Source organism: Methylomonas koyamae (assembly GCF_001644025.1).
Lineage (GTDB): Bacteria > Pseudomonadota > Gammaproteobacteria > Methylococcales > Methylomonadaceae > Methylomonas > Methylomonas koyamae_A.
This window is the reverse complement of sequence record NZ_LUUK01000083.1, coordinates 25,866-39,271: the sequence shown is the minus strand read 5'-3', so window position 1 is coordinate 39,271 and position 13,406 is coordinate 25,866. Positions and strand designations below refer to the sequence as shown.

The 13,406-nt window shown below is 55.0% G+C and carries 13 protein-coding genes; 9 read left to right on the top strand and 4 right to left on the bottom strand.

Translation table 11 applies throughout. The features are described 5' to 3' along the window. Together A1355_RS07625 and A1355_RS07620 are read right to left on the bottom strand one after the other, a co-directional pair. A partial coding sequence (locus A1355_RS07625) for a DNA ligase (protein ID WP_064026642.1) occupies positions 1–1,429 on the bottom strand: 1,429 nt, incomplete at its 3' end. A gap of 227 nt (positions 1,430–1,656) precedes the next feature. Continuing rightward, positions 1,657–2,145 (bottom strand): transcriptional repressor, encoded by a 489-nt coding sequence (locus A1355_RS07620; RefSeq protein WP_064026639.1) that lies wholly within the window; start codon positions 2,143–2,145, stop codon positions 1,657–1,659. 194 nt (positions 2,146–2,339) lie between these two features. On the opposite strand from A1355_RS07620, the gene A1355_RS07615 reads away from it, so the two are divergent. After that, positions 2,340–3,548 carry a diguanylate cyclase gene (locus A1355_RS07615; RefSeq protein WP_064026637.1) on the top strand — a complete coding sequence of 403 codons (1,209 nt, stop codon included), beginning with the start codon at positions 2,340–2,342 and terminating at the stop codon, positions 3,546–3,548. Positions 3,549–3,581: 33 nt separating this feature from the next. On the opposite strand, the gene ppdK is transcribed toward A1355_RS07615, so the two are convergent. After that, complete coding sequence (ppdK, locus tag A1355_RS07610; RefSeq protein WP_064026635.1) at positions 3,582–6,323, bottom strand: pyruvate, phosphate dikinase; 2,742 nt, start codon at positions 6,321–6,323, stop codon at positions 3,582–3,584. A 348-nt stretch (positions 6,324–6,671) separates the two neighbouring features. Here ppdK and A1355_RS07605 point away from each other — a divergent pair, with 348 nt between their 5' ends. The 8 genes from A1355_RS07605 to queA all read left to right on the top strand — a co-directional run bounded on the left by A1355_RS07605 (position 6,672) and on the right by queA (position 12,919). Beyond that, the gene (locus A1355_RS07605; protein WP_064026633.1) at positions 6,672–8,006 is read left to right on the top strand and encodes a citrate synthase; all 1,335 of its coding nucleotides are present in this window, start codon (positions 6,672–6,674) and stop codon (positions 8,004–8,006) included. Continuing rightward, a complete protein-coding gene (locus A1355_RS26050) occupies positions 7,990–8,163 on the top strand; it encodes a DUF1674 domain-containing protein (protein WP_231883597.1) in 174 nt (57 codons plus the stop codon). The genes A1355_RS07605 and A1355_RS26050 overlap by 17 nt, the downstream gene beginning before the upstream one ends. Positions 8,164–8,192: 29 nt before the next feature. Beyond that, positions 8,193–8,564: a succinate dehydrogenase, cytochrome b556 subunit gene (gene sdhC / locus A1355_RS07600; protein ID WP_064026631.1), complete on the top strand. Its 372-nt coding sequence runs from the start codon at positions 8,193–8,195 to the stop codon at positions 8,562–8,564. A gap of 15 nt (positions 8,565–8,579) precedes the next feature. Continuing rightward, entirely contained in the window at positions 8,580–8,957 is a 378-nt protein-coding gene (sdhD, locus tag A1355_RS07595; protein WP_064026629.1) for a succinate dehydrogenase, hydrophobic membrane anchor protein, read from the top strand. A 3-nt stretch (positions 8,958–8,960) separates the two neighbouring features. Next, positions 8,961–10,745 carry a succinate dehydrogenase flavoprotein subunit gene (gene sdhA, locus A1355_RS07590; RefSeq protein WP_064026627.1) on the top strand — a complete coding sequence of 595 codons (1,785 nt, stop codon included), beginning with the start codon at positions 8,961–8,963 and terminating at the stop codon, positions 10,743–10,745. Next, a complete protein-coding gene (locus A1355_RS07585; protein ID WP_064026625.1) occupies positions 10,745–11,524 on the top strand; it encodes a succinate dehydrogenase iron-sulfur subunit in 780 nt (259 codons plus the stop codon). Before sdhA ends, A1355_RS07585 begins: the two co-directional genes overlap by 1 nt. Continuing rightward, a complete protein-coding gene (locus A1355_RS07580) occupies positions 11,525–11,764 on the top strand; it encodes a succinate dehydrogenase assembly factor 2 (protein WP_064026623.1) in 240 nt (79 codons plus the stop codon). Positions 11,765–11,899: 135 nt separating this feature from the next. Next, complete coding sequence (gene queA / locus A1355_RS07575) at positions 11,900–12,919, top strand: tRNA preQ1(34) S-adenosylmethionine ribosyltransferase-isomerase QueA (protein ID WP_064026650.1); 1,020 nt, start codon at positions 11,900–11,902, stop codon at positions 12,917–12,919. A gap of 6 nt (positions 12,920–12,925) precedes the next feature. Here the strand turns inward: queA and A1355_RS07570 are convergent, their stop codons facing one another. Further along, positions 12,926–13,396 (bottom strand): type IV pilin protein, encoded by a 471-nt coding sequence (locus A1355_RS07570; RefSeq protein ID WP_064026621.1) that lies wholly within the window; start codon positions 13,394–13,396, stop codon positions 12,926–12,928. Positions 13,397–13,406: the final 10 nt, after the last annotated feature.

Genomic DNA, 13,406 nt, shown 5'->3' with positions numbered 1-13,406 from the left:
GCTCGACCAGATTTTGCGATTGTTTGGGGCCGAAGCCCATGCTTTCGAATTGTTCGGCGGTCAGCGCGTAGATTTCGTCAACGCGGCGGATGCCGTACTCGTAAAGCTTTTTGATCGTCGCTGCGCCGAAGCCGTCATTGTTTTTCAGCACCCGGAAAAAATGTTCCATGCTGTTGCTGATTTGGGCCGGGCAAGCCAAATTGTTGGGGCAGATCAGATAATCGTTATCCCAAATCAGCTCGTGCCCGCAACTGGGGCAGTGTGCCGGCACTTCGGGTTCGGCGGGTTCCAGGACTTCTTCAATTTTGGGGATGACTTCGCCGGAGCGGGCCAAGCGAATCAAAGCGCCGGGACCTATACCTTTATCGACCACCATTTTGTAGTGGTGGGCCGTGGCGCGGGAGAGCAGGGCGCCGCTCAGGCGGGTTGGTTCCAGCTCGGCAACCGGCGTGATACGCCCGGAACGCGAGGTTTGCGGCGTTACGCTCACGACTTTGACGTTGGCTGTCGCCAAGTTTTCCTTGTAGGCGATCTGCCAGCGGTGATGATGGCGGGTCGCGCCGAGGTATTGCTTGAGTGGCTCGTCGGTGATTTCCAGAATCACGCCGTCGACGTCGTAATCGACTTTATGCCAGATGTCCTGAACGATAGCTTCGAAATCGGCGATCAGTTCGCTCCACGGACCGGACCAATGAGGCAGCAAGGCAAACGGAAAAAACACCGCCGCGTGGTCGGCGATGGCTTTTAAAGCATGTTCCTCAAGTTCTTTTTCCTTGATGACGCTGGCTTGAAAGTTCCGGGGGTTATCGAAGTGTTGAGCCAGATTCTCGTCGAAATAGCGGCGGCCGACGACGATTTCGCCGGCACCCAGGCCGCGCGCGCCTTGCCCGGCAACTTGCAAGCCGCGCTCGAACACCCGGGTGATGTCCTGACCCTTGCGGCCGTCACCCCGTGTATACAGCAATTGTCCGTCGTCGTAGGCGGCGTAGCCGTCCAATTTGGGTGTCACCTTGAAGGTCAGCGCGCGAAAGTCCTCGCCGATATCGGCGGCGGCTTTCTCTATCCGTGCCGCCCAGCGTTCGATGTCTTCGCGGCTGTAAGCCTTGTCGGTGGACAGCATCACCACCGGCAAATCGACGGTCTTGCCGGCGAATACCGGTTCAGGCTCGACTTCGTGAAGCAGGGGATGCTCGGGTTGGCGTCGCTTTAACTCGTTTAGATACACGAAATCGTAGTCGGCGTCGCTGACGATGGGGGCGCCCGCGCGGTAGAGGGCGTTGGCGACCTCAAGCGCGGCGATTAAATCTTCGTCGCCGGCGGCATTGATCAATGCTTGGTTGGCGAGTAGCTCAGTAACGCGGGCCAATTGGTCGGCGCTAAAGTTTAAGTTGGCTTGATCGAGAATTTGGCGGTGACTATCGGAAAACATGGTACCGGTCGGATTGGAGTCAAGCCGGGATTATAAAAGATAAGCGCTCGATGCAGGATCGGCGCATAAAAAAGGGCGGGAGTTTTGAGGCTCCCGCCCAGGCATCTATCTTTCAAGAGGATCATGTCAACGGTAGGAAAGCGTGTGACATGGGTTGTATCGTATCGATTTTCCGAAGATTGACGTTGATCTGGGTCAATGTTTGCTGGGTTTTACCAAAACGTGACTCATTGCGGGCGACAACTGCGACACAGTCCATGAATCTCGATAGTCTTGCGTTGGGGAGAAAACCCGGCGGTTTGCAATTCCTCGCTCAACGACTGGATCACGCTCGGCGCGCCGCGTTCTTCGACGGTGTGACACGCGGTGCAGATCAATAGCAACTGATCGTGCTGGGTGCCGGAACGGTGGCAGCCAACGAATGCGTTAAGGCTTTCCACCCGATGGATCAATCCTTGTTCCAACAGAAAATCCAAAGCTCGGTAGACGGTAGACGGCTTGGCGGCGTCGTTGACCGGTCGAAGTTGGTCGAGCAGGTCGTACGCTTTGACGGCTTTGTGGCTGTTCCAGATCAGTTCCAGGACTTTGTGGCGTATGGGTGTCAGTTGCACGCCGCGTGACAAGCAAAGTTGTTCGGCTACACTGATGGCATTGCGAATGCAAAGATTGTGATCGTGCTCAGGTTCCGGCGCATGATCTGGATCGAAGTCGGTCATCGGTAAAGGGTGAAAGGTTTCATTCATTTGCTACGAGTATTCCGTTATAGTGCCAGCATCATTCGCCTAATTCAATTCGGCCGAATCGCGGCAGCTTTTGCTGGCATTCGCCATGTCTCCATAGTATGGTTGTTTGGCAGGCACCCGAAGAACTTTCACGATTACACAGGTAGTAATTTCGAGGCAATCAATTAATGAGAAGGATCACGTTCCTGGTTTATGCAGTCTTGTGGATGATGCTGATCAGCCTCAGCTACTACCAGCAGCTTAAGGATACGAAGCGTTATGCCGAGGACATCGCTATCCGCCAGGCGGCAATGTTTTTCGATCACATTGTGTTGATTCGGCAATGGAACAGTTCTCATGGCGGGGTGTACGCCGTTGACGACGGCCAAATTCGGGCGGACAGTACCGCCTCGTCGTTCGTGGAAACCAAGGACGGCCGCCGTCTGGCCTGGATAGGCCCCACCCAAATGGCCCGTGAATTGGCGGATGCCGCCAAGAGCAAGACCGTGATTCGTTTTCATGTCGCCAGCATCCGGCCCTCGTCGGCGGATAACAAGGCCGACGAGTGGGAATTGCGCGCCTTGCTGGCCTTTAGAAACGGCGAGACCAGCGTCAGGGGAATCGCGGTACTGGATAATCAGCCTTACTATCGGTATATCGCGCCGCTGCCGGCGGCTGAAAATTGTTTGACTTGCGCAGGCCTGGACGATGATGGCGGCGGCGCGATCAGCGTCAGTATCCCGGTAGCGAGTATCGATGCGTTTATCAGCGAGCGTCTACGCCAATTAGGCGTCACGCATGGGATTATCGCCAGCGTTGGCGTTATCGTGTTGCTGTTGTCCTACCTCGCGCAAGTTCGACTCAGTAAACGCTTGGACAAAGCGAAAAGCCGATTGCAATTGGCCTATTTGGATTCGTTAACACTATTGCCCAATCGCCGATATTACGATGCCTTCGTCAAGCGGGAATGGAAACGGGCGATGCGGCATCAATATCCGATTTCGATGATCATGATCGATATCGATTACTTCAAAGCCTACAACGACAGCCTTGGGCATCCCGAAGGCGATCAATGTTTACGCCAAGTCGCGCGGACCTTGAAGCGTTTTTTTCGCCGGCCCGGCGATTTGATCGCCCGTTACGGTGGCGAGGAGTTTTGCGTTGTGGCCGCCTGCGACGCCAATCAAATTCTGGCATTGGCGGAAATTCTGAGAAAGGCCATCGAAAACATGCGTTTGCCTCACCCCAATTCAAAGATATCGGAGTTCGTGACGATTAGCTTGGGTGTTTCGACGATAGTGCCTCGCGAACATCAGGAGTTCGAGCAGTTGTTGCACGCCGCCGATCAGGCCTTGTACAACGCCAAGGCCTCGGGACGTAATCGCGTCGGACGCTAACGGATCGGCGGGCACGAGCCGATCGAGCGCTTGCTAACCGGCGGCCTCTTCCAACAATTTGGCGTGGGCGGCCGCTAAGCGAGCGATCGGTATCCGCGGTGCCGAGCAAGAGACGTAGTTCAAGCCGATGTCATGGCAAAAGCGGATCGAACGCGGATGTCCGCCATGTTCGCCGCAGATGCCGATCTTCAAATCCGGCCGTTGTTTGCGGCCCAATTCCACGGCCATTTTCATCAATCGGCCGACCCCTTCCACATCCAACGTTTCGAACGGATTGTCTTGCAGTAACCCGGATTCTTCGTACAAGGGCAGAAATTTGTTCTCGGCGTCTTCCCGCGAAAACGAGAATGTGGCTTGGGTCAGGTCGTTGGTGCCGAACGAAAAGAAAGCCGCCGTCGTGGCCAGTCTGTCGGCTCGGGTGCAGGCCCGGACCGTTTCGATCATCGTGCCGAATTTGAAGTTGAGCTTGAGTTTGTATTGACTTTCCACCTCCGCTTGAATTTCGTCGACATACTGTCTGACCTTGATCAGTTCCTGAGCGGTAATGACCTGCGGGACCATGATTTCCGGCTCCACCGGAGTCTTTTGTTTGACGCAACGCGCGGCGGCTTCCAGAATGGAGCGAATTTGCATCCGATAAATTTCCGGATAACTCATGCCCAACCTAACGCCACGGTGGCCGAGCATGGGGTTAACTTCGTAAAGCTCCAGTACTTTGTTCAGCATCATCTGCTTTTTGGCCAACGCGTCAATCACCACTTCTTCGTTGAGGCGGTTGAACGGTGCGGGTAATTCATGCGGTTTGGCCAAGGTTTCCAGCGTGACGCGTTGACCCTTAATAATCGTCAGGTAATGTTTCAAGGCGTCAATTTCGTCCAGCAGTTGATGCTCGTTGGGCAGAAATTCGTGCATCGGCGGATCGAGTAGGCGAACCGTGACCGGGTGCGGCGACATGGCTTCGAACAGTTGCTGGAAGTCGTCGCGCTGAATGGGAAACAACTTAGCGAGTGCCGCCTCCCTTTCCTCGGTGTTTTGGGCCAGAATCATATCGACGACCAGCGGCAGGCGATCGGCGGCGTTGAACATACGTTCGGTACGGCATAGGCCGACGCCCTTGGCACCGTAACTGGCGGCCAGACGTGCCGTTTCCGGGGTGTCTACGTTGGCATGTACCCGTAACTTGGCAATGCTATCGGCCCAGCTTAATAAGGTTTTCAATTCCTCGGAGAATGAAGGCGGAATGGTCGGGATTCGACCGAGATAGATGTTGCCGTTGCTCCCGTCTATCGTGATCAAGTCGCCTTCCTTGATTAAGATGTCTCCGACCATCGCGATGCGAGACCGGACATCGACCTTGATGTCCTCGGCGCCGGCCACGCAAGCCTTGCCCATGCCTCTGGCGACCACCGCCGCGTGCGAGGTTTTGCCGCCGCGACTGGTGAGGACCCCTTGAGCGGCGAAAAAGCCATGAATGTCTTCCGGCTTGGTTTCCTCTCTAACCAGAATCAGTTCTTCGCCGGTCTTGCCCAACCGCACAGCCGTGTCGGCATCGAACACGCATTTGCCGCAGGCGGCACCTGGCGAGGCCGGCAGACCTTGGGCGATCGGCTGATTGTGGTGGTTTCGCGCTAGTTGCGGCAGCAGCAGTTGTTCCAAAAGTTCGGGATTGATGCGAAGCAGGGCGCGTTCCTTGCCGATCAAGCCTTCCTTGACCATATCGATCGAACTTTTCACCATCGCCGCCGCGTTCATTTTGCCGTTGCGGGTTTGCAAGCAATACAGCACGCCGCGCTCTATCGTGTATTCGTAATCCTGGACTTCATGATAGTGGGCTTCCAGCTTGTTGCGCAGTTCTACCAGCTGCCGATATTGTTCCGGCATTTCCTGCGCCATTTCCTGCACCGGCTTGGGCGTGCGGATACCGGCAACCACGTCTTCGCCCTGTGCGTTGACCAGATATTCGCCGTACATTTCATTGGCGCCGGTACCGGGATTTCGCGTAAAACCGACGCCGGTCGCGCAGTCGTCGCCCATGTTGCCGAAGACCATGGTTACAATGTTGACCGCGGTTCCGTTGGCGACGTCTGGCGTGATGTGAAATTCCCTACGATAGTCGACGGCGCGCTTGCCGAGCCACGAATTGAAGACCGCTTTAATCGCAATTTCCAGTTGTTCGTAAACGTCTTCCGGAAACGGTTTGCCGGTCTCCTCGTGGACAACTTTCAGAAAACGGTTGCTGATTTCCTGCAGTTGTTCGCTATTCAGCGCTACATCGGCCTTGATACCGGCCGCGCGCTTGACTTCGTTGAAATGCGAGTCGAATTTTTCGTCCTCAATCCCCTGCGCAACTTTACCGAACAATTGAATGAAGCGGCGGTAGGCGTCGTAAGCGAAGCGCGGATCGTCGGTCATTTCGATCAAGCCGGTCAAGGTTTGCTTGTTCAAACCAAGGTTCAGGATAGTGTCCATCATACCCGGCATCGAAATCGCCGAGCCGGAGCGTACCGAAACCAGCAGGGGTTCGCTGGCGCCACCGAAGGTTTTGCCGGTTGCCCGTTCGATGTCGGCAATCTGTTCGCGGACTTCGTCCAACAAACCGGCCGGCAATAGCTTGTTTTCAAGGTACAACAGGCAGGTTTGGGTGGTAATGACGAATCCTGGCGGCACGTTGAGGCCTAATTGGGTCATTTCGCAAAGGTTGGCGCCTTTACCGCCCAGCAGTGCTTTGTTTTTACCGTCGCCTGAATTGAATGAATAACTATATTGCGGATTCATGGTGTCCTGTCCGGAAGGCAAGAGGTTGGGATTTTTGCTAAACGGCTGCGGTTGACACGGCCGTGGCTGTGCTTGGCTAGCGTTAGGATAGCGGTTTTTACCGGGTTTTGTAGGCTTTTACAAGCGACTGGATCCGGCTCGCGACATAATCGCCAATCCGATCGAATTTCATTCTTCGATTTCGAATCGGGAGCCGGCGCGTCTGTCCTGAGAATCCTTGAATGTGCGAGCTTGTCGCCGGCTACATTCATTATCCTTGCTCATGTCGCAAAGGTTTGGACGATTCGCTTGCCTGTGTGATAATCCGAACCAATCCGTCAACTTTCGCGATCGAAAACTGAGGAAACCATGGCAAACGACACTTTGCTGGTCAGACATACCGGCACCGGAAGGGAAGTGGAGTATCCATTGTTGCGGGGGACGATGGGTGCGGATTCGGTCGATATTCGCGCATTACCGCGAGACTTGGGCTGTTTTACCTATGATCCCGGGTTTATCGCGACGTCCAGTTGCAAGAGCAAAATCACCTATATCGACGGCGAAAACGGTATTTTGTTATATCGCGGCTATCCGATAGAGCAGTTGGCCGAACACTGCGAATTCACCGAAGTCGCTTATCTACTGATGAACGGTGAATTACCGAATCAGACGGAGCTTCGCGATTTTAACGAAGAGATCAGCGATAGAGCCATAATCCACGAGTCTCTCCGCAAATTTTTCGACGGTTTTCATTATGACGCGCATCCGATGTCGATGTTGGTCGGCGTGGTGGGATCGTTGTCGGCGTTTTACCACAGCGAGTTGAATATCAAGGATTCGACGCACCGCAAGGTTTGCGCGGCTAGATTAATCGGCAAAATGCCGACTATTGCAGCGGCGTCTTATCGCCACTCGGTGGGGCGTCCCTTTGTTTATCCTCGTATCGACCTGAGCTACTGCGAGAACTTTTTGAACATGATGTTTTCGCGTTCTTCGCAAAACTACATCGACCAAGACCATTACATCGACCCGTATTTGGTCAAGGCCCTGAATTTACTATTTATCTTGCATGCCGACCACGAGCAGAACGCCAGTACCTCGACGGTACGACTGGCCGGCAGCACCGGCGCCAATCCTTATGCGTGCATCGCGGCCGGTATCGCGGCGCTCTGGGGACCGGCTCACGGTGGCGCGAACGAAGCGGTACTCACTATGTTGGCACAAATCGGCAGCGCTGATAACGTTCCAAAATTCATCGCCAAGGCCAAGGATCATGACGATCCCTTCCGTTTAATGGGGTTCGGGCATCGGGTCTATAAGAATTTCGACCCGCGCGCGACGATTATTCGCAAGACCTGTCACGACGTACTGGCGCGTACCCAAAAATCCGATCCGCTGTTCGATTTGGCCTTGGCCCTAGAAGAGCAGGCATTGAACGACGATTATTTTATCGAGAAAAAGCTTTATCCCAATGTGGATTTCTATTCGGGCATTATTTATAAAGCCTTGAACATCCCGGTCGATATGTTTACCGTGATGTTTGCAATTGCTAGGACGGCCGGCTGGGTTGCCCATTGGCTGGAGATGATGGAAGAGCCGGCGCCACCGATTGGTCGACCACGACAGCTCTATATAGGCCCCGCCCGTCGCGATTTCCTGCCTAAAGGCCAACGATCAGGTGATACCCATGTCTGCAACGGATAAGCCGGAGTCCCCGCGACGTAATTCGACTGAGCGGTTCATCGAAATACTTACGCCGCCCGAGAAACAAGGCGAACGACGGGAAATCGGCGGTCCTAAAGGCCCGGAGCCGACTCGCTATGGCGATTGGGAACGCAAGGGCCGTTGCGTGGATTTTTAACCGATACGCCAAGCTTAACGAGGTCAATCATGGCAGTTCATAACCGGCCCTTGTCGCCGCATTTGCAAGTTTACCGTTTGCCTATTACAGGTTTGATTTCGATCACGCATCGAATTACTGGCGTGTTGTTGTCGGGTGCGTTGCTGTTCGCGGTCATAGCCTTATTTGCGATTGCGGCCGGACCTGAACAATACTCCAGTTTTCAAGCGTGCTTGGCTTGGCCGCCATCGCGGTTGGCTTATTGGGGCATTATTTTCGCGCTATATTTTCACCTGTGCCACGGAATTCGGCATTTGATATGGGATATCGGAAAAACCTTTGAGAAAGCAGCTTTGACGCGTTATGCGGTTATCGAACTAGGTGTCGCTGTCTTGCTGTTTTTAATCACTTTTATTTATTAATTTGACGAGTACCGCATGGATCAGTCTCTAAGGAACGGTGCCGCCGGCTCGGCGGCAAAAGGGCATCCGGTTCGCCACTGGTTGCATCAACGCCTGACCGCGCTGTTGCTGATACCTTTGACGGTTTGGTTATTGCTCTGGTTCGACAAGTTACCGCACGCATCGCACGCCGAAACCAAAGCTTGGTTGTTACAACCGCTCAATGGGTTGGCAGTGTCGCTCTGGGTGCTTCTGACGGTATACCATGCCGCGCTGGGCATACAGGTGGTGTTGGAAGATTACGTGTCGAATCCGAAGTTGCGCCGAACCGCGATCGGCGCTGTCCATGCGGTATTCGGGATTTTGGGATTGTTGGCTTTGGCTGCGATGGCCATGATTTGGACGGGAAACTGATTAATGGCTGCGGCTTACGAAATTATCGAGCATCAACACGACGTGGTCGTGGTGGGCGCCGGCGGAGCCGGTTTGAGGGCGACATTCGGCATGGTCGAAAAAGGCTTGAAGACGGCATGCATCACGAAAGTGTTTCCGACGCGCAGCCATACCGTGGCCGCGCAGGGCGGTATTAGTGCCGCGCTCGGCAATATGGGCGAGGATGATTGGCGCTTCCACATGTACGATACCGTGAAGGGCTCGGATTGGTTAGGCGATCAAGATGCGATCGAGTACATGTGCCGGGAAGCGATACCGGCGGTCATCGAATTGGAACGTTACGGCGTACCGTTCTCCCGGACCGCCGACGGCAAGATTTACCAACGGGCGTTCGGCGGTATGTCGGTCAATTATGGCAAGGGCCAAGCGCAACGCACTTGCGCGGCCGCCGATGTCACCGGCCACGCGATCTTGCATACCTTGTATCAGCAAGCATTGAAGCACAAGGCGGAATTCTTCGTCGAATACATTGCGCTGGATTTGATTATGGAAGACGGCGAATGTCGCGGCGTATTGGCTTGGTGTCTGGACGACGGTACGATTCATCTGTTTCGCGGTCATCAAACAGTAGTGGCCACCGGCGGCTACGGTCGGGCTTACTTTTCGTGTACCTCCGCGCACACTGTGACTGGCGACGGCAACGGCATGGTGCTAAGAGCCGGATTGCCGCTACAGGATATGGAGTTCGTTCAGTTTCACCCGACCGGCATATACGGCGCCGGTTGCTTGATTACAGAAGGCGCGCGCGGCGAGGGCGGTTATTTGACCAACTCGGAAGGCGAACGCTTCATGCCGCGTTACGCGCCGCACGCACACGATTTGGCCTCGCGCGATGTGGTCAGCCGGGCGATCACCGTAGAAATCAATGCCGGTCGCGGGATAGGACCGAAAAAAGACCACGTTCATCTTCATCTGGAGCACCTCGATCCGGCCGTCGTCCACGAGCGTTTGCCCGGCATCGCCGAGCTTTCCCGGATATTTGCCGGAGTGGATGTGACCAAGCAGCCGATTCCGGTGTTACCGACGGTACATTACAACATGGGCGGCATTCCGACCAATTATCGAGCCGAAGTCGTGACATTGAAGGATGGCGACCCGGATTACGTTGTTCCCGGTTTGATGGCTATCGGCGAGACCGCTTGCGTATCGGTGCACGGCGCCAATCGCCTGGGTTCCAACTCGCTGTTGGACTTGGTGGTGTTCGGCCGGGCGGCGGCCATCCGCTGCACCGAATTGATCAAATCGGGTATGCCGCTGAAGCCGCTGGCGAAAGACGCCTGCGACATTGCCCTGGCCCGATTCGATCGAATTCGCCATGGTAATGGTAGCCGGACGACGGCGGAAATCCGCATGGACATGCAAACCACGATGCAATCCAAGGCGGCGGTGTTTCGCACCCAGTCCACGCTCGATGAGGGCATCGCGGCAATGGCGGATATTTCCGAGTCGTTCGCGGACGTCAAGCTTGCCGATCGTTCATTGATCTGGAATACCGATCTGGTCGAAACCCTGGAGCTCGACAATTTATTAGGACAAGCTCAGGTGACGATGAACGCCGCGGGGAACCGCCACGAAAGTCGCGGCGGTCATGCGCGGGAAGACTATCCGCGACGGGACGATGAAAACTGGTTGAAACACACGTTGACTTGGCGAGAGAACAATCGGGTCAAAATCGATTATCGGCCGGTGCATCTGTACACGCTAACCGACGAAGTCGAAGTCGTCGCGCCGAAAGAGAGGGTCTATTAATGGTCGAGTTTGCGCTGCCGAAAAATTCCCAGCCGATGCCTGGCAAACACTTTTCCGCGCCGGGCGCGACGCATGTCCGAGTATTCGAAATTTATCGCTGGGACCCGGACAGCGGGGATAATCCGCGTATCGATCGTTATGAAATCGACATGGACCATTGCGGACCGATGGTGCTGGATGCCATCTTGAAAATCAAGAACGAAATCGACTCGACACTGGCATTTCGCCGCTCTTGTCGGGAAGGGGTCTGCGGTTCTTGCGCGATGAATATCAACGGCCGAAATACGCTAGCCTGTACCAAGGCGATTGCGGAATATTCGGGCACGATCAAGATTTTTCCTCTGCCGCACATGGCCGTGGTCAAGGATTTAGTGGCCGATATGACCCATTTCTTCGAGCAATATGCGTCGATCAATCCGTGGTTGACGAACAGCGCGGAAGCGCCGGTAGATCACGAACGGCTGCAAAGCCGCGACGAACGGGCTAAGCTCGACGGCCTTTACGAGTGTGTATTGTGCGCGTGTTGTTCGACCAGTTGCCCGAGCTATTGGTGGAACAGCGATCGCTACCTCGGGCCCGCGATACTGCTTCAAGCCTATCGTTGGCTGGCGGACAGCCGCGATGACAGTAACGCCGAGCGCTTGGCGCAACTCGACGACGCGTTTAAGGTGTACCGGTGCCACACCATCATGAATTGCACGGATACCTGCCCGAAAGGCTTGAATCCCGCGCAAGCGATTGCCGAAATTAAAAAGCTGTTGGTAGTGCGCGAACGTTAGATGGGCGAAATCGATAAACTGCGTTGGCGGTGTCGGCGCGGTACGCTGGAACTGGATTTGCTGCTGACTCGCTACTTGGATATTGCTTATTCTTCGGCACCTTTGGAGCGACGCCAGGCCTTTTGGCGGCTTTTAGCCTGTGAAGATAGTTTGTTGCTGCGTCTATTCACTAGCGACACGCAGGCGGAAGATCCTGAACTACGGGCCATTATTGCCGAAATCCGCGCCCTGCCCAACTAGCTTCGCGGTACTTGGCGACCAGGTCGCCGTTCGATGCCGGTCGAAAGACCGGATGCCCGTGTAAAATCCCACATTTGATCTTTTCCGAGTTCGATCGCTCCTATGCGAGCCTTCGGCGTTCATCGATTATTGCGAATGAAAAAAAGCGACTTTTTCTACCACTTGCCCGACGATTTAATCGCCCAGCAACCTTTACCGGAGCGCTGCGCCAGCCGGATGTTGTGCCTGAATAGGTTAACTGGGGAGTTGGGCGATGCTCGATTCCTGAATATCGTCGACCGGCTGACACCGGACGATTTGTTGGTGTTCAACGATACCAAGGTCATACCAGCTCGCTTGTTTGCTGAAAAGGAAACCGGCGGCCGCGTCGAGATCTTGATCGAGCGCAGCGAAAACGAACGGCAGGTATTGGCGCACGTCAAAGCGAGTAAATCGCCAAAATCCGGCGCACTGTTGTTGCTGAAAAACGGGGTTTTCTTCAGAGTCGTGGATCGCGAGGGTGACTTGTTTCGCTTGCGATTGGAAGCCGAAAATACCGTTCTGCAGGTGTTGGCCGACATCGGCCATATGCCGTTACCGCCGTATATTCATAGGGCCGACGACGCAAGCGATTTGGATCGGTACCAAACGGTGTTTGCCTGCCGCGCCGGTGCCGTCGCGGCGCCCACCGCCGGTCTGCATTTCGACGAAGCAGTTTTGCTCAGGTTAGCCGAAAAGGGAGTTCAACGCACCTTTGTTACGTTACATGTCGGCAGCGGTACCTTCCGGCCGGTGCGGGTGGAAAATCTCAGCGAACATACGATGCATAAAGAGTTTTTCGAGGTCACCAAGGAATGCGTGGCGGCGGTACGGTACACTCGCGCGCGCGGTGGGCGGGTCGTGGCGGTAGGGACTACCGCAGTCCGGGCTTTGGAGTCCGCGAGCATCAGTGGCGAACTACAAGCGGGAGTCGGCGAAACCGATTTATTCATTACACCGGGTTACGGTTTCAAATCGGTCGATGCCATGTTAACCAACTTTCATTTACCGGAATCGACTTTACTGATGCTGGTCTCCGCCTTCGCCGGATACGAAAACGTAATGGCGGCTTATCGCCATGCGATCACGCAACGTTATCGTTTCTTTAGTTACGGCGATGCGATGTGGCTTGCCTGAGTCCTATCAGCGATTCCAACAAGTTGCCGCATCCAGTGTGGCGCCAGATACGGTTTTCTGGTTCAGATTATCAAGAATCAACGTCCCGCATTTATCGCTGGCTTGCGTGCCTGTCGGTGCCGCTTGTATCGTGTAAGTAGTGGCGGTAGCGGCCGAGAGTGTCAGAAGATAATACGCAGTGCCTGTCGCCGGACTTTGCGAAGCGAACACGGTAGGCGACGGCGAGCCCGTATCGTTAACCGCGCTACTGCCGCAGGCATCGGCGCCGCCGCTGCCGCCGGCGTCGCAGTAACTATTATTGGTCGTGAAGTGTTTTTCCAGCGCACTGGCCAAGCCCAATAGGGCACCCTTGGCATCGGCTCGATGCGACTTCATGACGCTATCCTGGTAGGCGGGGATGGCGATAGCCGCCAAAATGCCGACGATAGCGACGGCAATCATCAGTTCGATCAGGGTGAAGGCTTGTTGTCTGTTCATAAGTAGTTCG